The 26,530-nt window shown below is 47.9% G+C and carries 23 protein-coding genes; 10 read left to right on the top strand and 13 right to left on the bottom strand.

Going from position 1 to position 26,530, the window contains the following annotated elements; translation table 11 throughout:
- Positions 1–114: 114 nt before the first annotated feature.
- Positions 115–1,188, bottom strand: a complete 1,074-nt coding sequence (locus M2387_RS12830; protein ID WP_259049803.1) for a LacI family DNA-binding transcriptional regulator — start codon at positions 1,186–1,188, stop codon at positions 115–117.
- 274 nt (positions 1,189–1,462) lie between these two features.
- Between M2387_RS12830 and M2387_RS12825 the strand changes: the two genes are divergently transcribed.
- Entirely contained in the window at positions 1,463–2,722 is a 1,260-nt protein-coding gene (locus tag M2387_RS12825; protein WP_259049802.1) for a maltoporin, read from the top strand.
- Positions 2,723–2,858: 136 nt separating this feature from the next.
- Here M2387_RS12825 and M2387_RS12820 read toward each other — a convergent pair whose 3' ends face one another.
- From M2387_RS12820 to M2387_RS12795, 6 genes are all read right to left on the bottom strand, one after another.
- A complete protein-coding gene (locus M2387_RS12820) occupies positions 2,859–3,170 on the bottom strand; it encodes a glucose PTS transporter subunit EIIB (RefSeq protein WP_259049801.1) in 312 nt (103 codons plus the stop codon).
- Positions 3,171–3,249: 79 nt separating this feature from the next.
- Positions 3,250–5,310: a beta-galactosidase gene (locus M2387_RS12815; protein ID WP_259049799.1), complete on the bottom strand. Its 2,061-nt coding sequence runs from the start codon at positions 5,308–5,310 to the stop codon at positions 3,250–3,252.
- A 50-nt stretch (positions 5,311–5,360) separates the two neighbouring features.
- Positions 5,361–6,563 carry a glycoside hydrolase family 53 protein gene (locus tag M2387_RS12810; RefSeq protein WP_259049797.1) on the bottom strand — a complete coding sequence of 401 codons (1,203 nt, stop codon included), beginning with the start codon at positions 6,561–6,563 and terminating at the stop codon, positions 5,361–5,363.
- 4 nt (positions 6,564–6,567) lie between these two features.
- Positions 6,568–7,419: a sugar ABC transporter permease gene (locus M2387_RS12805; RefSeq protein ID WP_259049795.1), complete on the bottom strand. Its 852-nt coding sequence runs from the start codon at positions 7,417–7,419 to the stop codon at positions 6,568–6,570.
- A gap of 10 nt (positions 7,420–7,429) precedes the next feature.
- Positions 7,430–8,737, bottom strand: coding sequence for a carbohydrate ABC transporter permease (locus M2387_RS12800; protein ID WP_409039887.1), 1,308 nt, complete (start codon positions 8,735–8,737; stop codon positions 7,430–7,432).
- Positions 8,738–8,797: 60 nt separating this feature from the next.
- Entirely contained in the window at positions 8,798–10,033 is a 1,236-nt protein-coding gene (locus tag M2387_RS12795; RefSeq protein ID WP_259049793.1) for an extracellular solute-binding protein, read from the bottom strand.
- Between the two features lie 360 nt (positions 10,034–10,393).
- On the opposite strand from M2387_RS12795, the gene M2387_RS12790 reads away from it, so the two are divergent.
- The gene (locus M2387_RS12790) at positions 10,394–11,503 is read left to right on the top strand and encodes an ABC transporter ATP-binding protein (RefSeq protein ID WP_259049792.1); all 1,110 of its coding nucleotides are present in this window, start codon (positions 10,394–10,396) and stop codon (positions 11,501–11,503) included.
- A 180-nt stretch (positions 11,504–11,683) separates the two neighbouring features.
- Here M2387_RS12790 and galM read toward each other — a convergent pair whose 3' ends face one another.
- From galM to srmB, 5 genes are all read right to left on the bottom strand, one after another.
- Positions 11,684–12,712, bottom strand: coding sequence for a galactose-1-epimerase (gene galM / locus M2387_RS12785; RefSeq protein ID WP_259049791.1), 1,029 nt, complete (start codon positions 12,710–12,712; stop codon positions 11,684–11,686).
- Positions 12,706–13,854 (bottom strand): galactokinase, encoded by a 1,149-nt coding sequence (galK, locus tag M2387_RS12780; RefSeq protein WP_259049790.1) that lies wholly within the window; start codon positions 13,852–13,854, stop codon positions 12,706–12,708. Before galK ends, galM begins: the two co-directional genes overlap by 7 nt.
- A gap of 2 nt (positions 13,855–13,856) precedes the next feature.
- Entirely contained in the window at positions 13,857–14,903 is a 1,047-nt protein-coding gene (gene galT / locus M2387_RS12775; protein WP_259049788.1) for a galactose-1-phosphate uridylyltransferase, read from the bottom strand.
- A gap of 10 nt (positions 14,904–14,913) precedes the next feature.
- On the bottom strand, positions 14,914–15,930 hold the full coding sequence (gene galE, locus M2387_RS12770; RefSeq protein ID WP_259049786.1) for a UDP-glucose 4-epimerase GalE: 1,017 nt from the start codon (positions 15,928–15,930) through the stop codon (positions 14,914–14,916).
- A gap of 278 nt (positions 15,931–16,208) precedes the next feature.
- Positions 16,209–17,537, bottom strand: coding sequence for an ATP-dependent RNA helicase SrmB (srmB, locus tag M2387_RS12765; RefSeq protein WP_259049784.1), 1,329 nt, complete (start codon positions 17,535–17,537; stop codon positions 16,209–16,211).
- 120 nt (positions 17,538–17,657) lie between these two features.
- On the opposite strand from srmB, the gene trmN reads away from it, so the two are divergent.
- Entirely contained in the window at positions 17,658–18,395 is a 738-nt protein-coding gene (trmN, locus tag M2387_RS12760) for a tRNA(1)(Val) (adenine(37)-N(6))-methyltransferase TrmN (RefSeq protein ID WP_259049782.1), read from the top strand.
- Positions 18,396–18,446: 51 nt separating this feature from the next.
- Here trmN and nadB read toward each other — a convergent pair whose 3' ends face one another.
- On the bottom strand, positions 18,447–20,069 hold the full coding sequence (gene nadB, locus M2387_RS12755) for an L-aspartate oxidase (RefSeq protein ID WP_259049883.1): 1,623 nt from the start codon (positions 20,067–20,069) through the stop codon (positions 18,447–18,449).
- A gap of 331 nt (positions 20,070–20,400) precedes the next feature.
- Here nadB and rseD point away from each other — a divergent pair, with 331 nt between their 5' ends.
- The 7 genes from rseD (at position 20,401) to lepB (ending at position 26,397) form a co-directional block, all read left to right on the top strand.
- Positions 20,401–20,610, top strand: coding sequence for a rpoE leader peptide RseD (rseD, locus tag M2387_RS25910; protein ID WP_409039883.1), 210 nt, complete (start codon positions 20,401–20,403; stop codon positions 20,608–20,610).
- Positions 20,607–21,182 (top strand): RNA polymerase sigma factor RpoE, encoded by a 576-nt coding sequence (rpoE, locus tag M2387_RS12750; protein ID WP_259049780.1) that lies wholly within the window; start codon positions 20,607–20,609, stop codon positions 21,180–21,182. The genes rseD and rpoE overlap by 4 nt, the downstream gene beginning before the upstream one ends.
- Before the next feature lie 30 nt (positions 21,183–21,212).
- The gene (gene rseA, locus M2387_RS12745; RefSeq protein ID WP_259049778.1) at positions 21,213–21,866 is read left to right on the top strand and encodes an anti-sigma-E factor RseA; all 654 of its coding nucleotides are present in this window, start codon (positions 21,213–21,215) and stop codon (positions 21,864–21,866) included.
- Positions 21,866–22,828, top strand: a complete 963-nt coding sequence (gene rseB / locus M2387_RS12740) for a sigma-E factor regulatory protein RseB (protein WP_259049776.1) — start codon at positions 21,866–21,868, stop codon at positions 22,826–22,828. The genes rseA and rseB overlap by 1 nt, the downstream gene beginning before the upstream one ends.
- On the top strand, positions 22,825–23,307 hold the full coding sequence (gene rseC, locus M2387_RS12735) for a SoxR-reducing system protein RseC (protein ID WP_259049774.1): 483 nt from the start codon (positions 22,825–22,827) through the stop codon (positions 23,305–23,307). The genes rseB and rseC overlap by 4 nt, the downstream gene beginning before the upstream one ends.
- 301 nt (positions 23,308–23,608) lie before the next feature.
- Positions 23,609–25,408, top strand: coding sequence for a translation elongation factor 4 (gene lepA / locus M2387_RS12730; RefSeq protein ID WP_259049772.1), 1,800 nt, complete (start codon positions 23,609–23,611; stop codon positions 25,406–25,408).
- Positions 25,409–25,422: 14 nt separating this feature from the next.
- Positions 25,423–26,397, top strand: a complete 975-nt coding sequence (gene lepB, locus M2387_RS12725) for a signal peptidase I (RefSeq protein WP_259049770.1) — start codon at positions 25,423–25,425, stop codon at positions 26,395–26,397.
- The last annotated feature ends 133 nt before the right edge of the window (positions 26,398–26,530 follow it).

Genomic DNA, 26,530 nt, shown 5'->3' with positions numbered 1-26,530 from the left:
CAATCATAAATTTACCTGTAGCATAAATGGGTTCAGCATCTCTTCATAGATTATTTTATCACCTGACTGTAGTGCGTATCCTGGCGTTTTTTTAGGAAATTGAGCCAGGCAGAATCACTGGGACAATTGCTGAGCAATCACTCGCAACTCTTCAGCAATCCGCTGTAAATCACGCTTTTCTTTCGCCTGTGGCCCGGTTGAGTTTCTGATGACCAGCTTCGCTGGCAAAATAGAAGATAAGCGTTGTGTGTCGCTCTCGCTGGCACTCAGAATATGCCGCACGGCTTCTTTTCCCTGTAAATCGAGATCGAGCGATACCGTGGTCAGTGCCGGATAGAAAAAGGAGCTTTCATAGGTATCATCGTAGCCGACAACGGATTTTTGCCCCGGAATACTCAACTGCTGCTGATGAAATGCGCTCAGTACCCCGAGCGCCATCTGATCGTTGGCAACCAGTACCGCACTGAAATGTTGCACTTCACGCAACATCTGCAACGCACAGTTATAGCCGCTTTGAGCATCCCAGTTCCCGTGCAGCACGATAGCTGGCTGTAAGCTGTAGTCTTCCAGCGTCTCCTGCCAGCTTTTAAGCCGTAGATTGGCCGAAACGGACTGCTTAGGCCCGGCCAATAGCGCAATCTCACGATGCCCAAGCTCATAAAGGTATTTAACGCTTGCCCGCGTACCATCAGCCGGGTTAAACGAAACGTTAAACACTGAGCTATAAGGGTCCACATCGAGAAAAAGACAGATCACATCATCATTATCTTTTGATATTTTCTCAGCAATATCAGTTTCTAATGGCACATTGATAATCACTCTGTTGACGCGCTGTGATTTCAGTTCATTAATCGAATCCTGAATGCTTTGGTAGACGTTCTCATCGATCATCGAAATCAGTACCTGATAACCTTCGGTATTAGCATACTGTTTAATCGCCGCTGCAATCTGCGAAGGGGCATGTAATGCCAGGGATGTGGTCACTAATCCGACGGTCAAACTTTGCTTACCAACCAGCTGCTGAGCAAGTTTGTTGGGAACGTAACGCAGTTCCTCGATTGACATTTCAACCTTGCGGCGCGTGGTATCTGAAACGTTCGCTGACTTGTTTAATACTCTTGATACTGTTTGATATGAGACCCCAGCATGGCGAGCAACGTCTTCTAATGTAGCGTTTTTTGACTTCATTATCCGGTTCCCTGTAAGTGTTCTTCCCTGATTGTAACAGGGGTATGGCTTAAAAACCTGGCACCCCGGGTTAGCTGCGCCAGGTAGTCATTAAATGTACTACGATCACATTACAAAAATTAGTGAGAGGTGTCACTTATCGTTACAATTAACGCTGATTTATTTGCACTAAATCACAATAAATCACTCTGTAGATTGCCAGTTATTATAATTAAGCATTTTATACCATCCTGAATGTGAACGTAGTACAAAACAAAATAACACAGAGGATGATATGAACACCAAATTGCGCGTTTTATCTGTTGCGTTAGCTGCAGCGCTGACGTCACCAGCTGTTTTTGCAGTTGAAAAAATAGACTTTCACGGCTACTTACGTGGTGGTGTCGGCGTGTCGCAGGATGGCGGCATGGTGGAATGGCAAAAAAATAAACTGGGCCGTCTGGGTAACGAAAATGATACCTACGGTGAGGTTGAACTCGGTGCTAATGTCTACCAAAAAAATGATGTCAGCTTTTACGTTAACACCATGGTAAGCATGCAGTCTGATGGTTCAAATGACAGTGAAACTACCTTTAATGACGATGCAACATTTGGCCTGCGCCAGTTAAACCTCCAGATTAAGGGGCTGATCCCTGACAATAAAGAGGCGGTTATCTGGGGCGGTAAACGTTATTACCAGCGCCATGACTTACATATCATTGATACCAAATACTGGAATATTTCAGGATCGGGTGCCGGGATTGAGAACTATAGCTTCGGTCCGGGGGCTGTCTCATTTGCCTGGGTACGTGGTGACGGCAATGATGTTGATGGTAATTTCGATGGCAAAAAAGATATCAATATCAACTATCTTGATTTGCGTTATGCCGGGTTTAAGCCGTGGCAGGGCGCATGGACGGAGTTTGGTATTGACTACGCCATGCCAAACCCAACGAAAAAGCAAAAAGAGTACGGTGGCCTGTATGACGCTAAAAATGGCGTAATGGTCACCAGTGAAATTAGTCAGGATATGTTCGGTGGCTATAATAAACTGGTATTCCAGTACGCGAACAAAGGTCTGGCTCAGAATATGGTCTCTCAGGGAGGCGGCTGGTACGATATCTGGAACTTCACTGACAAAGCGACGGGTTACCGTGTCATTAACACCGGGCTTATTCCTATCACTGATAAGTTCTCCCTTAATCATGTCCTGACCCTGGGCGCGGCGGATAAAACCACCGAGTACACAGATAAAACCCGCATGGTCTCGCTGGTGGGGCGCGCTCAGTATCAGTTCACCGAATATGTTCGCGGTATTGGTGAGGTGGGTGGTTTCTATCAAAAAGAGAACTACAACAACGGTACGCATTATAAACAAGGCGGCGAGAAATATACTATTGCACTCGGCCTGGCACCTTCCACAGACTTTATGGCTCGCCCTGAACTACGTGTGTTTGCCTCTTATCTGAATGACTCTGAAGACGGCAAGCCGTTTAAAGAGGGTACCGCGAGTAATGACTGGAACTTCGGTGTACAAGTTGAGGCCTGGTGGTAATTAACGCCTCTTATTTATTCAGCAGTATATTTATTACCGTTATCATTAGTTATAGCACCTCATCTCCGATGGTATTTATTTTAGATTTACTTTAATGGGTTTGTTTGGGGTAACAGTTATGTTACCCCTTTTTTTATTACCGCTGAGAAAAACGTTCATCCAGTATTTTACGTAAATTATCTGACTGCATACCAAATATTGCATGCACCTCTTTACCAAGAATAATAACGCCTAATGCCCCGGCTTTCTGTAATGCTTCAGAATTCACCTTTGATAAATCGTTTACCGTGACACGTAGCCGGGTAATACAGGCATCGATATGTTGAATATTATCCCGCCCGCCGAAGTACGTTAATAATTCCTCTGCCTGCTGTTGCTCAGCCTCTGTTAATGGCTGGCTCTGTTTGGGGTGTGTGGAATAATGGAGTAAAGATTTCAGGCTTACCATAATAATGACCTTTTACGTTGAGTGACAGATAAAAAAATGCCCATTCGACTGAATGGGCAGGGAACAACGTCAGATGCTGTTAGACAATACGGCGAGTGAGTACCTGGCTTCCCCATGGGGAAAGGGTGATATCGCCCTCTACCGCTTCCCGGGTGACCATATCGATAAAGGCTGCCGGTAACTTCAGGGTTTGTGTTTTGGCGCTGTAGTTTTCTACCACAATAAATTCACTTTCACCGTCGGTACGGCGGTGCGCCGTCACACCCTCAGGGAACTGGCTATCAAGAGCCCGCGGCAGTTTAAGCTCACGGATAATATTGCCGAAGAAATCACGCTGGAATGCGGCATCATTACGGGAGGCAACATACCAGGCCTTTCCTGAGCCGACTTGATTGACCGTGACTGCAGGGCGGTCCGCATAGAAATCCTCCCGGTAACGGGCAACGGCATCAGCTGTTTCCAGGTGAATCAGTTCGCACAAATCGCGCACCTGATAGGGTCCCTGCAGCTCTGCCTTATTACCCGCTAATCCTTGTATCTGATTGCTGTCATCATCACCCAGGGAGTCTATCTCTTCAGCCCAGATACCGAGTAATTTGCGTAACGGGCCCGGGAAACCATCGAGATAGCAGAGGTCAGATTCATTAACAATCCCGCTCCAGTAGGTGGTAACAAATTGACCACCTTGCTCAACAAAACGCGTCACCTTGTCCGCAAAACCATCGCGCACCATATACAGCATTGGAGCAATCACCAGGCTATAGTCGGAAATATCGCAGTCGGCATTGATAACATCTACCGCGATCCCTTGCTCCCAGAACGGACGATAATGTTCAGCCAGAGTTTTTTCAAACTCGAGTCCACTGTTTCGTGGTCCTTGAGCATCGTCCATCGCCCAGCGGCTTTCCTGGTCAAAAATCAGCGCAACTTTAGCTTCCACGCGGCTACCGGCAACAGGTGCCATTGCTTCCAGAATACGTCCCAGTTCACTGACTTCACGACCCACACGGGTATCAATATGTCCGACATGGTCAACAATCGCACCGTGGAACTTCTCCACCGAGCCACGACTTTTACGCCACTGGAAGTACTGCACAGAATCTGCGCCATGGGCCACAGCCTGTAGCGAAGAGAGGATATGCATACCCGGTTTTTTCAGCTTACTGAGCGGCTGCCAGTTGGTGGCGCTTGGCGTCGACTCCATCAGGACGAAAGGCTTGCCCCCTTTAAGCGAGCGCATCATGTCGTGATACAGCGCGGTATAACAGGCCAGTAAGGTTTCATCCTTCTCACGATGCCACATTGGATAGCTGTCCCAAGAGATAAAATCGATAGCCTCTGCCAGTTTCCAATAGTCGTAATCGTAGAAGTACTCCATAAAGTTAGTGGTCGTGGGGATCGCCGGGTTGACTGCTTTTAACGGTTTTGCTTCTTCACTGCAAAAATCAGTAACCTGAGCGGTATTAAAACGCTTCCAGTCAAGATTCAGGCCGTGAATAGAGACCTCACCCTGAGGTGCTGGCGATTCAATTTGTGACCAGTCACTGTAGGTATGGCTCCAGAAAGTACTCCACCAGGCTTCATTGAGTGCTTCCAGAGTCTGATAGCGCTCTTTTAGCCAGACGCGGAATTTATCCTGACAGCTATTACAGTGGCATTCGCCGCTATATTCATTAGAAATATGCCAGCCAATCACCGCCGGATGATGCGCATAGCGCTCCGCCAGCTGCTGGTTAATTTGCTGAACCTTCTGACGATAAACCGGAGAAGTCAGACAGTGATTATGGCGTCCGCCATGTAACGCGGGCACTCTGTCACGTCCAATTCGCAGAACTTCGGGATATTTTTGCGACATCCACGCCGGACGAGCGCCACTTGGGGTGGCGAGAAATATATGTATGCCAGCCGCATAGAGTTTATCAATAATTTCATCGAGCCAGGCAAAATCATATACACCTTCTTGAGGTTCAAGTTTTGCCCAGCTAAATATTCCCACAGACATGATATTACATTTTGCTTGTTTCATCATTGTAATATCTTTTTCAATAATGCCAGAATAATTCTCCCATTGTTCTGGATTATAGTCAGCACCGTGCATTAACGCAGGAACCTTTGCGCTTAAAGGTGGAAACTTAAACATAATATATCCTTAAAATAAAACTGTAGATTTCACCCATTCATCAGGTGTAATTAATTAAATACTTTAATAGAGGGCAGGACTTTACCTTTGCAGTCAAATAACGCCTGGTTTTCACGGGCATTACCTGTTTTCCAGCGATCCTCTATATATTCCATCCCGACTGGTGTTGCCCAGGTATTTCCAGGCGCAACTATCCAGGTCGGTTCCCAATAAAATATGCCTTTACCGCGGCCATCAGGAACATCTATTACGGCCTGTATAAGATCGCGAATAAAGTTAGCCTGACCCTGAACAGTGCCCGGATAGCCACCGTCTTTAGCTTCTTTTTCGTTGAAACTATTTTCCGCGTTATCACAGTTTTCCAGGCTATAGCCATAAGCGGCCTCAACCACAATGACATCTTTGTTATAACGCTTACTGATATCATCCATATTTGCTTTCAGCGCGCTGATAGGACCATTCCAGTAGGTGTACATTGACAGACCAATAATATCGAACGGCACATTACGTTTGGTTATTTCGTCGAACCACCAGTGGAACATATCATTTTTAGTTCCTTCGGCGAGGTGCAGCATAATTTTGACATCAGAAGGGGAGCTAAGATTTTCACGCAGACCAATGATGGCGGCATTAAGCAGTCCTGCTAAACGATCAAATTCACCGCCATTTTGTCCCCAGCTTTTACCTTCCGGCCACAACATACCGCCGTTAATTTCATTGCCGATTTGTACCATATCGGGCAAGACGCCTTCTTTTTTAAAGGTGGCGATGGTGTCACGCGTGTAGTCATGAATCGCGACTTTGAGCTGGTCATAATTCATTTTCTGCCAGGCTTTCGGCTTAAACTGTTTACCCGGGTCAGTCCAGAAATCGCTATAGTGGAAGTCCAGTAATAGCTTCATTCCCTGGCCCTTTACTCGTTTAGCCAAGGCGAGGGTAGTCTCAAGATCATTGCTGCCACCGCCATAAGTGGCACCGTTAGCATCTTTAGGATCGACCCATAAACGCAGGCGAACATAGTTAACACCGTTGTGTTTTAAGATAGCGATAGCATCTTGCTGGACACCCTGTTCGTTATAGAACTTGGCTCCCTGGCGTTCAACTTCAGCCAGGGTCGAGATATCCGCGCCTTTAATAAAATCCGCAGGCATATTTTTAAACGGTGTGATAGTCACATCGCTGGTAGCAAAAGCGGTGCCTGTCATGCTGAGCGATAAACAGACTGCCAGTAATGTCGGTGCAAACTTTTTCATCGTTTTATCCTTTAGTACTGCCTGAGGTCAGCCCGGACACAAAGTATTTCTGCAATGCCAGGTAGAGAATCGCTACCGGGACTGCAATCAATACCGCGCCTGCGGCATATAAGGTGTAACTGGCGCCCATCTTTTGTGACACTAAGTTATAGAGGCCAATCGGTAAGGTGTATTGGTCCGGGGTACGCAGGATGGTGCTTGATAAAATGAAGTCACCCAGCGGTCCGGTAAAAGAGAACAATGCCACGACCGCAAGGATCGGTTTTGATAGCGGCATAATTATCTCAATGAAAATACGGAAGTTACTGGCACCGTCCATCCGTGCTGATTCGTCGAGATCTTTCGGAATCGCGTCGAGATAACCCTTCATCAAATAGGTATTCATCGGGATCATGCCGGCGACATAAATCAGAACCAGTGCCAGGTGGCTATTAACCAGTCCGAGCAATTGCGACAGGACAAAAATGGCAATCAGTGCTGAGAATTGCGGGATCATCTGCAACAGCAGAAAGAGCATCAGCCCATTCTGACGCCCCTTAAACCGAAAGCGCGAGAAGGCGTAGGCGGTAAAACTGACGCTGATAAGAGTGAATATCATGGTCAGAAAACTGATTTTCATTGAGTTCCAGTACCAGGACAGATAGTCCACATTGCCATTGAATAAACTGGCATAGTGCTCGAACGTCAGATTCTCCGGAATAATAGAGGTGCTGAGCAGGCTGTTACCGGCATTAAGCGATGCGCCTACCGTCCAGATCAACGGATAAATAATGATGACGGAAACGAAGATGATCACTATCCATGAGAGAGACAGTCGGATCCATTTTTCCTGCTTGATACTTTGCGACTTAGCCATGTTCTGTCCCCTATGCCATGTCATCATTTTTGAATGATTTGGTTGCCCGGAATTGCCACAGGGCGATGCCCACCACAAAAATTGAGAGCAAAATAGTGATAGTGGCTGCTATCGCGTATTGGGAAGATGACATAGTCAGTTTATAGATCCACGACACCAGAATATCCGTTCCACCGGCGTTGGAACCCGCTACCGCCGGGCCGCCGTTGTTAAACAGATAAATAATGTTGAAATTATTAAAGTTGAAGGTGTATTGCGTGATGATTATCGGGGCGATGGAGTACATCACCAGCGGTAACGTAATAGTGCGTAACTTGGTATAAGAGCTGGCGCCGTCCATGGTGGCCGCTTCATATAAATCATCGGGAATAGCCTGTAATACACCGGTGGTCATGGCAAATACAAACGGAAAACCGAGCCAGGTTTGCATCAGAATCAACGCTGTTTTGGTCCAGAATGGGTCCGTCATCCAGGCTTTGGCTTCTACCCCGAAGAAAGCCAGAATAGAGTTATTAATCACCCCGAAAGTGTCGTTAAACATGCCAGCAAAAACCAGAATGGTGACGAAGCCCGGTACCGCCCATGGCAGGATAAAAATAGTACGGATCAGCGGCTTAAAACGCAGATCTTTTTGATTCACCAGAATAGCCAGCAGCACACCCACCGAACATTGCAGGGTGGTTGCCAGCAGAGTCCAGACCACCGTCCATTGCAGAACATCAAAGAAGGTGGAGCGCCAGATACTCAGGGTAAAAATATTGACAAAGTTTTTAAATCCAACCCAGTCCACCAGTTTAGCCGGAGGCGTGTGGTACAGGTTGTAGTTAGTAAAGGCGATAGAGAAGCCGAATAAAATCGGAAAGATAACGGCAAACACCAGCAGAATAAATCCGGGCGTTATCATCAGATAGGGAAAACCCTCGCTGAGCAGCAACTGGTACTGTTTACGGACACTGTTCAGCGGTAGCCCGGCATCACGTTTTTTGCCGTTTATCCAGGCATCCCGAAATGAAAGAAAATAGAGCCCTACGCCAAAGCAGACTATCAGGACACTGATTATCCCTTCAGCCAGCAGGAAAATGGAGTTATCACGTGGAACCTGTTCGCCAAGCGTATACAGTCCCCACAGTCCATGTTTCAGGAAGTCATAAAAAACACCCAAAAAACTCCCGATCAACACCAGGAAGACAAGCCCCTTCACCCACTGGCGATGATAGAACTGACCAAAGCCGGGTATGATTGCGCACAGGACCGAAGCCAAAGCATGGCGGTTCTGTGATGGGGCGAGTGCGGCGTTATCGCCTGGACTAATACTCACATACTGCTCCTTCTTTCATCATCTTTTGGCGACCTTAACAGGCCGCCAGTATCACGAGATTTATTGGTTACTCGCCTGCATAGCTTCGATTTGCATATGAATTTGTTTTACTGCGTTATCCAGCGCTTCTTTTGGCGCTTGTTTGCCGGTGAGACTTAACTCCAGTGCGGCGTTAGCAGGGCCCCAGACTTCATTCATTTCAGGAATGCTCGGCATCGCGGAAGCACGGCTGGCCTGAATAGCAACAGCGCTGGCTCTTTCGTCATCTTTAATTAGCGGATCGTCTATCATGGCGGTGAGGGCTGGGATCTCTTTGGTCACCTGATAGCGGGTTTTGACGTATTGAGGCTGATTGATAAACTCAATAAATTGCTGAGCCAATGCCTTATCTTTACTCCAGGTTGAGACCACATAGCCTTTCACTCCGAGGAATGAACTCATCTCTTTACCATCCGGGAGCGCTGGCAGTGGAGCAACGCCGTAGTTAATTCCGGCAGCTTCATAGGGCTGGAATGCCCAGGGTCCATTGATAACAGCAGCGGCTTTTTTCTCGGTAAATAATGAGTCAATGGCATTCAGACCGTTATCGCCCAGGATACCGGTTGGCAGCAGGCCATCGGTATAGAACGTCTTCAGATAGGTGACCGCATCGATAGCACCCGGTGTGTTAAGACCAACATCATTGGCATTCAGGCTGCCGTTAGCCTCTTTTTTGAAGATGTATCCTCCCATCGGGCCAATCGCACCCCAGGAGTAATAAATTTGATCAAACTTTGCCAGTAAGCCGTATTTATTCTCTGCCCGCTGTTTTTTCGAGAACTGGGCATATTCATCCAGTGTGGCAAGTGGGGCTGGCAGGATATCTTTGTTGTAAATCATCACCAGGGTTTCTACTGCCTTTGGCAGGCCGTAGAGGGAACCATTCATCGTGAAGGCCGAGACTGAAGGGGCAGTGAAAGCATCGACTATGGTCTTATTCACATCCAGCGGGGTCAGCAATCCTTGTATAACGGCGCCACCGAGTTGGTCATTGGGAATAACCAGCACGTCAGGTCCGATACCCGAAGGGCCATCAAGGCGTAACTTTTCAATCTGCTGGGCGTAAGGCGTCTCCTGCACTTTAATTTTTACATCGTATTGTTTTTCAAAATCGGCGATAGCCTGCTTAATACCATCAGATTTTTTGATGTCTTCCCAAACGGTTAACTGCTTTTGTGCGGCTTGTACAGAGAAGCTGGCACACTGAGCGATGGCCAGTGCGCTTAAGATCATTGCGGTTATCTTTTTGGTTTTCATTCTTAATCTCTTGTGAAGGTATAACATTATTGTGTTTTGTACCTAACAGTAAACAAGGTTCCTGTAATGTAAAGCCTCTGTTTACGCAGAGTGGGGTAAAGATACTGGTAATACGTTACAATGTTATACGCTACGCTTTGAAGCCGTCTAACTCTACAAAAATGTCGCTATTGTGTGATCTTGATTGCAGAAATGAAATCATCAGATAGGGGCGTAAATTCAAGGAAGTTATAGTTCTTCCATGCTTTATCTGTGTTGTGTATCTTTCCAGTGGAATGTTATACGTAATACATTTATCGGGTTAGTGACGACAGCATAACGATTAATAGCATCAGAATGATAACTTTCGAGGATTACCGAATGTCCAGCATTAGACTGAGGAACGTGACCAAACGCTTCGGCAAAACCGAAACGCTGCATAACATCAATCTCGATATTGAGGATGGAGAGTTTGCTGTGTTTGTCGGGCCATCCGGCTGTGGTAAATCGACGTTATTACGTATGATTGCCGGGCTGGAGGATATCAGCGGCGGTGAGATACTGATTGGCGACGAAGTGATTAATGATGTTGCCCCATCACACCGCGGCGTAGCGATGGTGTTCCAGTCTTATGCGCTTTATCCTCATATGACGGTTGCTGAAAATATGGGTTATGGCCTGAAGGTTAACAAAGTTCCGAAAGAAGAAATTCGTCATCAGGTTGAAATGGTGGCGAAAACGCTGCAACTTTCCCATCTTCTGGACAGAAAACCGAAACAGCTTTCGGGCGGTCAGCGTCAGCGTGTTGCTATTGGTCGCGCTATTGTGCGCAAACCACGCGTATTTATGTTCGATGAGCCGCTGTCTAACCTTGATGCCGAACTGCGCGTGGATATGCGATTGCATATTGCCAAGCTGCATCAGGAGATGAAAACCACCATGGTGTATGTCACCCATGATCAGGTTGAAGCGATGACGCTGGCGGATAAAATTGTGGTGATGAATTACGGCAAAGTAGAGCAAATGGGTTCCCCGATGGATCTCTACTACAATCCGGTGAATAAATTTGTCGCTGGTTTTATTGGTTCACCGAAAATGAACTTCCTGCCAGCAGTGGTTAAAAGCTGGGAACCCGGCCAGATTACTCTTGAGGTAGCTGATACTCAGAGTCTGACGCTTGAAATTACAACCGAAGCATTGCAGCCCGGTGATACGGTAACGCTGGGCCTGCGGCCTGAGCATCTGGCGGTGGCACAGGAAGAGTCTCTGGTGCTTGATTTTCATTGTGAAGTGGTTGAGCGTTTGGGTAACAATACTTACCTGTTCGGGCAGTGTCATGGCCATGACGGCTTTAAAATGTTGCTGCCAGGAGATGTCCACTTCCGCCCGTATCAGAACCTGAAGCTGCGTTTTGATATTCGCAACTGTATGGTCTTTAACTCAGACGGGCTGCGCGTAAGCGCCGCTATTCCTGCACCGGTACATAACTGAGTTATTCTCTATCTTCGCAGGCCATTTGGCCTGTATTAGATTTTTCCGTACTCGAACCTGGCTATCTGTTGTAACAGTGCCATCTTGTGGGGATCTCCTCACCGGATGGTATTATGGGGTGGCATTTGAGGTTTGACCTGGCAATAAAAAATGGCCCTTCATAAATGAAGAGCCAGATTATTATTGCGCTATAAATTGATATTCCGTGACGCTCTGATACTTTTCCCCGGGCGCTAACCAGCAATCCGGCTGAGGCCATTCAGGGTGGTTAGGACTGTCTGGCAGGAACTGGCTCTCCAGCGCTAACCCATGATGATCATGGTAGATACCCTGTTCGCGGGCTCGTGTCCCTTCAAGATAGTTACCGCTGTAGAATTGCAGTGAAGGGGCAGTGGTATAAACCCGCATCTCGAGCCTTCCATCACTTGACCAGAGTTTAGCTGCAGGATGGCTTAAATCACCTTTTGCCTGCAACAGAAACGCATGATCATAGCCTTTTACCGCCTGCTGACAGGTATCGCTGAGGAAATCCCGGGCAATACTTTTCGCTGTACGGAAATCAAAACTGGTCCCTTCTACCCCTTTTAATCCTGCTGGTGGTACGCCGCTACTGTCCACCGGCAAATAGCTATCAGCGAAGATTTGTAAGCGATGCTCACGGATATCACCGGGTTCACTGTCGAGGTTAAAGTAAGCATGATTAGTCAGATTAACCGGACATGGCTTATCAACAGTAGCCTGATAGACAATACGCAGCCTGTTGTCTTCCGTTAACAGGTACTGTGCGGTCACCTGTAATGCACCCGGAAAACCTTGATCGCCAGCCTGTGAGTCGAGGGCATAAACAACCTGCTGCTCGTCCTGACTTAGTATACGCCAGCGGCGTTTATCAAAGCCTTCCGGCCCACCGTGAAGCTGATGAGGAGGAGAATTTATCTCAAGCCTGGTCACTTCACCATTACGCAGCAATTGTCCGTTAGCGATACGATTCGCATAGCGGCCTACGCTTGCCCCGAGATAAACGTTTTGCTGAGGATAGTCTACCGGTGAAGGACACCCCAGTAGCGTTTCTCTCAGACTGCCGTCCGCCAGGGGAATCTGGCAGGAGAGCAATGTCGCTCCCCAGTCCATGACCGATACCACCATCCCTGCTTTATTGCGCAGGGTGGTGAGGTTAAACGGCTGACCGTCAGGTGCCAGATCTAGCATTCACCGGCTCCGGCAGAAGCTTTACAGACATAAAAGGTTTCTTTGATACCGGTTTTCGCCTGATATTCTTTGGCGACAGCTTGCTCGATAACCGGGACCAGCTCCTGAGGAACCAGGGCGACAATACAGCCCCCAAAACCACCGCCAGTCATACGCACACCGCCTTTCTCGCCAATGGCCGCTTTGACAATTTCAACCAGGGTATCGATTTGTGGAACGGTAATTTCGAAGTCATCGCGCATTGAGGCATGTGACTCAGCCATTAACTGACCCATACGCACAAAGTCACCTTTGGCTAACGCATCGGCGGCTTCAACGGTCCGGATATTTTCGGTCAGGATATGGCGAACGCGTTTAGCCACGACCGGATCAAGGTCATTGATCGCAGTGTTAAACTCATCCAGAGTCACGTCACGCAGCGCTTTTTTACCAAAGAAATGGGCGCCGGCTTCGCATTGTTCACGGCGAGTATTGTACTCGCTGCCAACCAGGGTACGTTTAAAGTTACTGTTGATTATCACCACAGCGGCATCTTCAGGGATAGAAACCGCACGCGTTTCCAGGTTACGGCAGTCGATCAGCAGCGCGTGATCTTTTTTGCCTAAAGATGAAATCAGCTGATCCATAATGCCGCAGTTACAACCCACGAACTGGTTTTCGGCTTCCTGACCATTAAGCGCCAGCTGTACGCCATCAAGCGGCAAGTTATAAAGATGCTGGAAGGTTTTCCCCACCGCGACTTCCAGCGAGGCAGAAGAACTCAGGCCAGCACCCTGTGGCACATTACCGCTAATAACCAAGTCAGCGCCGCCGAAACTGTTATCACGTAGCTGCAAATGTTTAATGACACCACGAACGTAGTTAGGCCATTGCTGTGTTTCGTGCTTGATGATTGGGCTATCCAGAGAGAAGCTATCTTCCTGGTTATCATAGTCTGCCGCGATAACGCGAACGATATTATCATCGCGTTTTGCACAGCTAATGACCGTTTGATAATCAATCGCACAAGGCAGGACAAAGCCGTCGTTATAGTCAGTATGTTCGCCAATCAGGTTAACGCGACCTGGAGATTGAATGACATGGGTCGCGGCATAGCCAAATTTTTCTTTAAACAGCTGCTGGGTGGTGTTTTTCAGGCTCATGTCTATTCTCCGGATTGACGAAAATGGATATCACTGACAGCGCGCAGACGTTCTGCTGCTTGTTCTGCAGTTAAATCACGTTGTGTTTCAGCTAACATCTCGTAACCAACCATAAATTTACGTACTGTTGCACTGCGTAATAGCGGCGGGTAGAAATGGGCATGTAATTGCCAGTGTGGGTTCTCTTCACCATTAAATGGAGCACCGTGCCAGCCCATAGAGTAGGGGAAAGAACACTGGAACAGGTTATCGTAGCGGCTGGTCAGCTTTTTCAGTGCCAGTGCAAGGTCAAGGCGCTGGTCATCAGTGAGGTCGGTGATGCGTAATACATGCGCCTTTGGTAACAGCAAGGTTTCAAATGGCCAGGCTGCCCAGTAAGGAACCACTGCCAGCCAGTGCTCAGTTTCGACAACGGTACGGCTACCGTCTGCCAGTTCACGCTGAACATAGTCCACCAGCATCGGTGAGTGCTGGTTAGCGTAATATTCACGCTGCTGCTTATCTTCACGCGCGATTTCATTGGGTAAAAAACTATTCGCCCAGACCTGACCATGCGGATGGGGATTGGAGCAGCCCATAGCCGCACCTTTATTCTCGAATACCTGCACCCATGGATAGATCTCGCCCAGTTCTGCGGTCTGTTCCTGCCAGGTTTTTACCACCCCTTCGAGCTCAGAAACGGACAGCTCAGGTAAGGTTTTACTGTGGTCTGGCGAGAAGCAGATCACACGGCTGGTTCCGCGAGCGCTTTCGCAGCGCATTAAGGGATCGTTACTCTCAGGCGCATTCGGCGTATCGGTCATCAGAGCGGCGAAATCGTTGGTAAACACTAACGTGCCGGTGTAATCCGGGTTTTTATCGCCTGTCACACGGACGTTACCCGGGCAGAGGAAACATTCCGGATCGTGAGAGGGTAGCTGGGTCACTGCGGGGGTTTCTTCGGCACCTTGCCACGGGCGTTTAGCCCGGTGCGGAGAAACCAAAATATATTGTCCGGTTAAGGGATTAAACCGACGATGTGGATGGTCTACAGGATTAAATTGAGTCATGAATAAGTCCTTAGTCTGCATAGCCATTGGGATGACGGGACTGCCAGCACCAGGTATCATCGGCCATTTCTTGTAATGAACGACTCACACGCCAGTTCAGCTCCTGATCTGCCTTAGTGGCATCAGCCCAGTAAGCAGGAAGGTCGCCATCACGACGTGGTGCGAAATGATAATTAACCGGTTTGCCGCAGGCCTGGCTAAAGGCATTGACCACCTCGAGCACGCTGCTACCGACACCGGCACCGAGGTTATAAATATGGACGCCTGGTTTACCCTGCAGTGTCTGCATGGCGGCAACATGGCCGTCAGCAAGATCCATAACATGGATATAGTCCCGCACACCGGTACCGTCCTGGGTTGGATAGTCGTTGCCAAAAATCGCCAGTGAATCACGGCGGCCTACTGCGACCTGCGCAATATACGGCATCAAATTATTAGGAATACCCTGCGGATCTTCACCCATATCACCTGATGGATGAGCACCTACCGGATTGAAATAGCGTAATAGTGAAATGCTCCAGTCAGGCTGTGCTTTTTGCAGATCGGTCAGGATCTGTTCTGCCATCAGTTTACTGCGGCCATAGGGGCTGGCAGGAATTCCGGTTGGGAAACTTTCTACATAAGGAATGATTGGCTGGTCGCCATATACGGTGGCAGAAGAACTAAAGATAAAGTTCGTTACGTTAGCAGCACGCATCGCGGTAATCAGACGCAGTGTACCTGTGACATTGTTATCATAGTATTCAAGCGGTTTATTGACAGATTCACCGACGGCTTTCAGCCCGGCAAAATGGATAACCGCATCTATGTTATGTTCGTGGAAAATTTCTGCCAGCAGCGCTTCGTCGCGAATATCGCCCTCAATAAACAGAGGTTGCTTTCCCCCAAGGCGTTCAATCACTGGGACGACACTGCGTTTGCTATTGCATAAATTATCCAGGATAACGACGTCGTGCCCGTTTTGCAGCAGTTGTACACAAGTATGACTTCCTATGTAACCGCTACCACCTGTAACCAGAACTCTCATTTCTTTCTCCCAGCACCGTATTTTGTAGGATAACTATAACATAGACAATTTATAAAAAAATAATTCCACGTCACATTGTGGTAGCGATTACACACTGGTTTTTTATCCAGTAAAGTGGGTTTGGGGGGGTATTAAAAAGCAAGATAAAATGAACAAAAGGTTATTTATTATTATGTTGGATTTGGAGCGATAAAAACAAAAAAACGCCTGATAAAAATATCAGGCGTTTTAAGTTGTGGCAGGAAAGCGGAAATCGTTTCCTTAAATGCGTTGTTTCACTATTCTTTTGACGGTGCGTTATCAGCGCTTGGTTTACGACGCTTACCGACGTTTTTCTTATCGCGATGACGTTCTTTTGCCCGAGGTTTCTCTTTCTCTTTTTCTTTCTCTTTTTTCTCTGCGCGTTTTGCCTGCACTTTCTTGGACGGTTTACCGCCCAGTTTCTCACTTGGCGCACGGGTTACCGGACGTAGAGTGTCAATCGTGCGTGATTTTAACGGCTCGTTCATATAACGCGAGATTTTACCCAGTAATGGCTGGTCATGGGCTTCAACTAACGAGATAGCAATCCCTTTCAGGCCAGCACGGCCGGTACGACCAATACGGTGTAAATAGACATCGGCAGTACGGGGTAAATCAAAGTTGAAGACATGGCTGACATCAGGGATATCGATACCGCGAGCAGCGATATCTGTCGCGACCAGCACGTTAGCCCGGCCGTCATTTAAGCGCAGAATCGCTTCATTACGCTTAGCCTGGACCATTTCGCCTTCGAGATAGCAACTTTTGATACCGGCTTCATGCAACCATGAAACCAGTTCATGCACTCGCTCACGCTTACGAACAAACACGATTGAACGTACGGTGTCGGGTTGTTGCAGCAAGTTAATCAGTAAGGCTGTTTTATGCTTAACGTCATCCGCGCGGTAGTACCACTGATGGATCTTTTTACGTTCTCTGGTTGAAGGACTGGCAGACACTTCCACCGGATCTTCCAGTAAACGTTCAGCAAAATCATTAATCGCATCGCCTTCAAGCGTGGCGGAGAAAAGCATGGTCTGATTGCGCCAGCGTGTTTCTGCTGCGATTGTTTCGATGTCCTGAGCAAATCCCATGTCCAGCATACGGTCTGCTTCATCAAGGATCAGGGTTTCAACCGCCCTACAATCGAAGTTTTCTTCTTTAATGTATTGCAGCAAACGGCCGGTTGTTGCCACCACAATATCCTGGTTTTCACTGAAAACCTCGGCGTGGTTCATATAGGCTACACCACCTGTGATAGTCGCAATATCCAGATGAGTATATTTAGCCAGTTCACGGGCATGATCCGCGACCTGCATTGCGAGTTCCCGCGTTGGGGTCACTATCAAAATGCGTGGCGGACCGGATTTTTTACGCGGAAAGTCGACCAGATGCTGTAGCACTGGCAGCAGATATGCTGCTGTTTTACCGGTACCCGTTGGCGCGGAGCCCAGCACATCGCGCCCTTCAAGCGCAGGGGGAATAGCCGCAGCCTGAATGGCTGTCGGGCGAGTAAAGCCCTTATCCTGGAGTGCATCCAAAAGGCTTTCGTCAAGTTCGAGTTCGGAAAATGTACTAACAGTCATGGTCTACCTCTATGTGGGGCGCCGATTATAGACGTTATGGCCGCAATCTTCATCTATTTGTGTCTTTCAGCGGCCAGGCATTTCACTTATGCTATATGGTTTTCGGCGCAAGGTGGATAGATGTCGGTACAAAAGGCGGCGCTACGTGGCAATGGTTTCACGTTTAAACAATTTTTCGTCGCTCATGAAAATTGCGCAATGAAAGTAGGGACTGACGGAGTTCTGCTCGGTGCCTGGGCGCCTGTAACGCAGGTTGATACGATACTTGATATCGGTACTGGTAGCGGCTTACTGGCACTGATGCTGGCGCAGAGAACTCCGGAAACAAGCCTTATCGATGCTGTCGAATTAGATACCGCAGCCACACAGCAAGCACAAGAAAATGTGCAGGCTTCCCCTTGGGCATCGCGTATTACCGTCCATCAGGCCGATATTTGCCACTGGGCCCCACCGGTTAATCGTCGCTATTCATTAATTGTCAGTAATCCACCTTACTTTGAGAAAGGTAGTGCTTGTTCCTCTGCTGAACGTGCGCAGGCACGCTACACCACGACCCTGAGTTATCCGGCATTGTTAAGTTGCGCCCGGCAATGGATAACGGATCAAGGTTTATTTTGTCTGATATTACCCGCAATGACGGCGGATGAGTTTATTACGCAGGCAAATCAATTAGGCTGGCAGTTACGCTTACGTACTGACGTGGCGGGAAAAGAGAATCGCCCATTACAGCGTGTATTGCTGGGATTATCTCTTCAGCCGGGAGCCTTGACCCACACAGAGCTAGCCATTCGTGGAGCTGATAATCTTTATTCTCCGGCGCATTGTCAGTTGACGCGTGATTTCTATCTGTATCGTTAATCATTCGAGTGACCTGGCGGAAGTCAGGTCACTTCAGGTAGAGCAAGTCCCCTAAGGTGTAGGGATCAGGATACTCGGGCCGGTATCTGTTGTTGCTGTGGATAACGCCGAGGGCGGATAGTCCAGAGAATAATGCAGGCCTCGGCTTTCTTTTCGCAACATGGCGCAGCGAACGATCAGCTCAGCAACTTGAATTTGATCGCGTAGCCCTAAGAGCTGGCTGGAAGCGCGAAAATGCTGACAATGTGCCACGATTTCCTGCTGGAGTAACCGGACCCGCCGGAGTGCATTGGCCAGGCTCAGATCGCTGCGAACAATGCCGACATAATTCCACATCAATATGCGTAACTCATTACTGCTGTGCTGAAGAATAGCCTGTTCATCAAGGTGCTCTGCAGATGCAGCGACTTCTGTTGCCAGAGAGATCGTTGAATCGGCATCAGGCAGATTCTTCAGAATATCTTCCGCTGCCGACCAGCCATAAACCAGACACTCGAGCAACGAATTAGAGGCCATACGGTTTGCTCCGTGCAGACCGGTATAGGAGACCTCACCGATAGCATAGAGTCGGTCAATATCGGTGCGTCCCCTCTCATCAACCACTACGCCACCACAGGTATAATGTGCTGCCGGGACAATAGGGACGGCCTCTTTGGTTAAATCAATACCCAGTTCCATCAGCTTCTGATAAATATTGGGGAAATGCTGAAGGATAAATTCAGGTGATTTATGGCTGATATCCAGGTACATGCAATCGGCATCAAGGCGTTTCATTTCACTGTCGATAGCCCGGGTTACAATATCGCGAGGGGCCAGTTCTGCACGCTCATCAATTTCCGGCATAAAACGCGTTCCGTCAGGGCGTTTGAGCAATGCACCTTCACCCCGAAGGGCCTCGGTCAGTAAAAAATTACGCGCCAGCGGATGGTACAATGCTGTCGGGTGGAACTGGTTAAACTCCAGATTAGCAACCCGACAACCTGCACGCCATGCCATGGCAATACCGTCACCAGAGGCAATATCTGGATTCGTGGTATATTGATAAACGCGTGAAGCCCCACCGGTTGCCAGGATAACAGACTTAGCACGGTAGCTCTCGATTTCCCCGGTATCACGATTAAGCGCCTGTACGCCTTGAACATGCTGAGGTGTATTTGCGTCGGCAGAGTCAGAGAGTATTAAATCGATAGCCTGGCAATGTTCGATAATACGAATATTCGGATGCACCAAGGCTTTTTCGACCAGTGAGGTTTGAACGGCTTTGCCTGTGGCATCAGCGGCATGAAGAATACGGCGGTGACTGTGTCCGCCTTCCCGGGTCAGATGATAACGGTTTTCACTGCCGGACTCGGTATGCGTATCAAACATCACCCCTTGCTGAATAAGCCACTCAACACAGCTCCTGGCATGTCGGGCGACAAAGCTCACAGCTTTGCTATCACAGATCCCCGCTCCGGCAATCAGGGTATCTTCTATATGTGATTCAATGCTGTCAGTCTCATCAAAAACAGCGGCAATCCCACCCTGCGCATAAAAGGTTGCACTTTCTTTAACCCGGCCTTTACTCAAGACCAGAACTTTACAGTGTGGGGCCAGGCGCAGAGCAACCGTCAGTCCGGCTGCACCACTACCTATAATAAGTACATCACAAGTGAGATTGCTATTCATGGTCATGGTGTTTATTACGATAAACAATTTTAGCGAAAGAATAGCAGCGACAAGGGTAAAGTACATCTTTTTTTGATTATTTGTTTTGTAGGCTAAACATAGTGGTTTTATAATCAGTTGAATAAAAGTTACCAGGTAGTGAAAAACACTTATATGGAGCCCAACTCTCTAGTTTTAGTAATGAAAAATGGTGATTCATGCGATACTCTGAAGGTTAGTCTTTTAAACTCGTCATATTTCACGTTACCTGGATGTGGTTTTCATGATGCGCATAATCTGTCTGTCCCTATTGCTGCGCTTCATTTAGTTCCCACAGGTCACGCGAATTATTCAGGATATGGCTTTAAATAAAGCGGTATTCACGGTTGATATAGCGGAACAGATAATCAAAAAAATGAACTCTGCTGAACATAAAAGAGAACAAAGCTGTAATGGAACTTTACTCGTATCAACGACTCCAAGCCTTAGCTTGTTCAAAAATTCAGAGCCCGAGTGGTTTTTAGTTGATGTGTGGATATTTGATTTTGGGAGACATTACCTTCGATGAGCGAGCAGTTAACAGATCAGGTTCTCGTCGAACGGGTCCAGAAGGGCGATCAGAACTCGTTTAACCTACTGGTTGTGCGTTATCAGCACAAAGTAGCCAGTCTGGTTTCACGGTATGTTCCTTCCGGAGATGTACCTGACGTTGTGCAAGAGTCATTTATAAAAGCGTATCGCGCACTGGATTCATTCCGTGGTGATAGCGCATTTTATACTTGGTTGTATCGTATTGCTGTGAACACAGCAAAGAACTACCTGGTAGCTCAGGGACGGCGTCCACCTTCAAGTGATGTGGATGCCAGCGATGCCGAAAATTACGAAAGTGGCAACGCATTGAAAGAAATTTCGAACCCTGAGAACTTAATGTTGTCAGAAGAACTAAGGCAGATAGTTTTCCGTACTATTGAGTCACTTCCGGAAGATTTACGTATGGCAATTACGTTACGGGAGTTAGATGGTCTGAGCTATGAAGAGATAGCCGCCATCATGGATTGCCCGGTAGGTACGGTTCGTTCACGTATATTCCGTGCACGTGAAGCTATTGATAACAAGGTTCAACCGCTTATCAAGCGTTGACGATGTCGGATTACTGGAAGGGTATTAGGCATGCAGAAAGAACAGCTTTCCGCTTTAATGGATGGTGAGTCTCTGGACAGTGAATTGTTGAATGCTTTGTCTAAAGACAAATCGTTACAGCAAAACTGGGAGAGTTATCATCTGATTCGTGACGTGATGCGTGGCGACAGCAGTGATGTTCTTCATTTCGATATATCTACCAATGTGATGGCTGCTATTGCGAAAGAACCAGCAAAAAATGCTGTGCCATTGATTACTGAGTCTCAGCCTCAACCAGAGCAATGGCAGAAAATGCCGTTCTGGCATCGGGTTCGTCCTTGGGCGAGTCATTTGACCCAGGCCGGTTTGGCTGCTTGTGTTTCTCTGGCGGTTATCGTTGGCGTGCAACAATACAACGGTACGCCTGAAAGTGACTTGCAACCAGAGTCACCGGTGTTTAATACTTTACCTATGATCGGCCAGGCCAGTCCTGTCAGTTTAGGGGTACCTTCTGATGCCTCTGTACCTGGCAGTTCTGCACAGGCGCAGGCACAGGAACAGCGTCGACGGATTAATGCAATGCTGCAAGATTATGAATTGCAACGCCGTTTACACGCCGGGCAGTCTCAGTTTGAACAAACATCACCTCAGCAAGCTGCGATACAAGTGCCTGGAACTCAAACTTTAGGAACGCAATCGCAGTAATGAAGCAACTTTGGTATGCCCTGTCTATTGTGACAAGCAGCCTGTTATTTACCGCAAGCGCCTCAGCGAAAGAAAATTCGTCTGAGGCGTTGTTGCAGGAAATGAACCAGGCCAGTCAGTCACGTAATTACGAGCTGTCATTTATCAGCGTCAACAAGCAAGGGATCGAGTCGCAGCGTTATCGTCATATTCGGCGCAATAACAATACCCTTGCTCAGTTGCTACAAATGGATGGTCCACTGCGGGAGGTTGTTCAGCGTGGTGACGAAATCAGCTATTTTGAACCCGGACTCGAGCCTTTTACGTTAAACGGTGACTACATCGTTGACTCGCTGCCGTCTATTGTTTACACCAATTTCAGTCAACTGGCACCTTACTACGATTTTATTCCGGTAGGGCGTACCCGTATTGCCGATCGTCTGTGTGATGTATTACGTGTCGTTGCCCGGGATGGTACGCGCTACAGCTATATTGTCTGGGTGGATACCGAGACTAAGCTACCGCTACGCGTCGATTTACTGGACCGCGACGGTGATACGCTGGAACAATTCAGGGTTATTTCATTCTCGGTTGATGGTGAAGTCACTGAGGCAATGAATGACCTGGAGAAGGCCAGTTTACCACCCGCATTCTCGGTACCTGATACAGCCAGCGAGAATCTTACCTGGCATGTTTCCTGGTTACCTGAAGGTTTCAAAGAGATATCCAGTAGCCGCCGTCCTTTACCTTCGGTAGGTATCCCGATTGAATCTCGTCTCTTCAGTGACGGACTCTTTAGTTTTTCTGTGAATGTGAATGAGATAACGGGTGCATTAAGTAACGGTGAGCAATTGATACGTACCGGGCGCCGCACGATTAATACCCAGCACCGTGATAAAACAGAGATAACTATCGTTGGAGAGCTGCCTCCGCAAACCGCTAAGCGGATTGCTGACGGCGTCAAATTCGGAACTGCACCATGATTAAAGAGTGGGCAACAGTCGTCTCATGGCAAAATGGGCAAGCTGTGCTGAAATGCGACGTAAAAACATCCTGTAACGGCTGCGCTTCGCGTGCCGGATGCGGTACCCGTGTGCTGAATAAACTGGGCCCGCAAACTGAGCATTTATTGACAGTACAGAGTGAAAAGCCACTGATTGCCGGGCAAAAAGTTGAACTGGGTATTGCTGAAAAGAGCCTGTTAGGCTCTGCATTACTGGTCTATATGTCTCCTTTAGCCGGACTTTTTGTTATCGGTGGTCTGTTTCAATGGTTTTTCGCGACGGATATCGCGGCAATGGCCGGAGCGTTGCTAGGTGGCGTCGGTGGGTTTATGCTGGCGCGTCTCTATTCACAGCGCTTGAGTCAGCGCGATAACTGGCAACCCGTGATTCTGAACGTAGCGCTGGGGCCTGATTCATTGAGGGTAGAAACCTCAGTATCCTCGTACAAAACGCCATAGCAACGTATACCCGCTATTTATCAAGTTGCAGGTATTTATACTCATCCCGGCCACAGACCAGAGTCAGTGGCCGGGATGAGTCGTATCAGGGCCTTTAATCACTGAACGGTCATCGGTACGAACCGATTAAATATATGAGAATTCGCAGAGTTACCAGGGTGGTAATACACGCATGTGCTGACTAATTCAGCGTGACAGTGTAAGATTCCCGCCAATAATTGAAGGGTAGTGCTCTCTGAGTGCCCGCAGTGGTGTCCATCAGAAATACCCAAGCCTCTAAATGAGACAAAAACTTATATTTATGAAGAACATAAGAAACTTTTCCATCATTGCTCACATTGACCACGGCAAATCGACGCTGTCCGACCGTATTATTCAGATTTGTGGGGGGCTAACCGATCGCGAAATGGCCGCTCAGGTACTGGACTCCATGGATCTGGAACGCGAGCGTGGCATTACCATTAAAGCGCAAAGCGTAACGCTTGATTACAAAGCTAAAGATGGTGAAACCTATCAGCTTAACTTCATCGATACACCAGGACACGTTGACTTCTCCTATGAAGTGTCACGTTCTCTGGCGGCTTGTGAAGGTGCACTGCTGGTGGTTGATGCCGGACAGGGGGTTGAAGCTCAAACCCTGGCAAACTGCTATACCGCCATGGAAATGGACCTGGAAGTTGTCCCGGTTCTTAACAAGATAGATTTACCTGCAGCCGATCCGGACAGAGCTGCAGAAGAAATTGAAGATATCGTCGGTATCGATGCGACTGATGCCGTACGTTGTTCGGCAAAAACCGGTTTAGGTGTTCCTGAGGTACTGGAGCGTCTGGTACGTGATATTCCGCCGCCAGAAGGTGACCCGGATGCGCCTCTGCAAGCGTTAATCATTGACTCATGGTTCGACAACTACCTCGGCGTTGTCTCATTGATTCGCGTAAAAAACGGGACGTTGCGTAAAGGCGATAAAGTTAAAGTGATGAGTACCGGTCAAGTTTATAACGCTGACAGATTGGGTATCTTTACTCCAAAACAAATCGATCGTACTGAACTGAAATGCGGTGAAGTAGGCTGGTTGGTTTGTGCTATCAAGGATATTTTAGGCGCTCCGGTTGGCGATACCTTGACCCTGTCTCGTAACCCGGCAGATAAAGCATTACCTGGCTTTAAAAAGGTGAAACCGCAGGTTTATGCGGGACTATTCCCTATCAGCTCTGATGACTATGAAGGCTTCCGTGATGCGCTGGGCAAGCTTAGCCTGAATGATGCTTCATTATTCTATGAACCAGAAAGTTCAACAGCACTGGGCTTTGGCTTCCGTTGTGGCTTCCTCGGCCTGCTGCATATGGAAATCATTCAGGAGCGCTTAGAGCGTGAATACGACCTGGAACTGATTACCACGGCTCCTACCGTAGTGTATGAAGTCGTGACGACGAATAAAGAGGTTATTTACGTTGATAGCCCGTCGAAGCTGCCTGCGCTGAATAACATCGAAGAGCTGCGTGAACCTATTGCTGAATGTCATATGCTGTTGCCACAAGAGTTCCTGGGTAACGTCATTACATTGTGTATTGAAAAACGTGGCGTACAGACCAACATGGTGTACCACGGTAATCAAGTTGCGCTGACCTATGAAATCCCTATGGCTGAAGTGGTGCTCGACTTCTTCGACCGTCTGAAATCGACTTCCCGAGGTTATGCTTCTCTGGACTATAACTTCAAACGCTTCCAGGCCTCTAATATGGTGCGTGTGGACGTCATGATTAACGGGGAACGTGTTGATGCCCTGGCATTAATTACACATAACGATAACGCGCCTTACCGTGGTCGCGAGTTAGTTGAAAAAATGAAAGAATTGATCCCTCGTCAGCAGTTTGATATTGCTATTCAGGCGGCTATAGGGAATCACATTATCGCTCGTTCAACGGTAAAACAGTTACGTAAAAACGTGCTGGCAAAATGCTACGGCGGCGACGTCAGCCGTAAGAAAAAGCTGTTGCAGAAACAGAAAGACGGTAAGAAACGTATGAAGCAGGTTGGTAACGTTGAACTGCCTCAGGAGGCATTCCTTGCCATTCTTCATGTTGGCAAAGACGGCAAATAATCTAAGGAGTTGGTATGGCGAACATGTTTGCCCTGATCCTCGTGCTGGCCACGCTGGTCACGGGCATATTTTGGTGTCTGGATAAGTTTATCTTTGCACCAAAACGTCGACAACAACAGGCGGCAGCTCAGGTTGTCACTGGTGGAACGCTGGATAAAGAGACGCTGAAAAAAGTCGGGCAAAAGCAAGGTTTCATGGAAACGCTGGCCTCGCTATTCCCTGTTCTGGCCATTGTTCTGGTGATCCGCTCATTTATTTATGAGCCTTTTCAGATCCCATCAGGTTCGATGATGCCGACATTACTGATCGGTGATTTTATTCTGGTAGAGAAATTTGCCTATGGAATAAAAGATCCTATCTATCAGAAGACGCTTATCGAAACCGGTCATCCGAAACGTGGTGATATCGCGGTATTTAAATATCCGCGTGATACCCGACTGGATTACATCAAACGCGTTATCGGCTTACCTGGCGATCGCGTGAGTTACGATCCGGTGACTAAAGAGCTGACTATTTATCCGGATTGCCGTTCCGGTCAGGCCTGTGAAACCACTCTTCCTATTAGTTACTCTAATGTTGAGCCGAGTGAATTTGTCCAAACCTTTGCCCGCAGTGAAGGTTCTGAGGCAACAGCAGGATTCTTTACCGTACCTTTAGATAAAAATCTGGAAAATGGCGCGCGTCTTGATGTTCGTAATGAGACCCTGGGCGATGTGACTCACCAGATTCTGCTGTTACCGATAGCACAAGATCAGGCGAGTATGTATTACCAGCAGCCAGGTTTGCCGCCAGCAACCTGGATTGTGCCACCGGGTAACTATTTTGTTATGGGCGACAACCGTGATAATAGCGCTGACAGCCGTTACTGGGGATTTGTTCCTGAGCAAAATCTGGTCGGTAAAGCGACCACAATCTGGATGAGTTTTGAGAAACAAGAAGGTGAATGGCCAACAGGTATTCGTTTAAATCGTATCGGCGGCATTCATTAAGAATTTTATCCCACAAACTAACGACATCCTCAGTCGTTGTGTATAGAATAACCCCGCTTTAAAGGGTGGCTCTCTCACGAGAGCCACAGCACACTAAACAGCATTGTGCATTTTTTTCAGGTCTGTTTCGTGT

It is taken from the genome of Klebsiella sp. BIGb0407 (assembly GCF_024807845.1).
GTDB lineage: Bacteria > Pseudomonadota > Gammaproteobacteria > Enterobacterales > Enterobacteriaceae > JGM124.
Note: the sequence above shows the minus strand (reverse complement) of the source record. Positions and strands in the feature narration are given on the sequence as shown.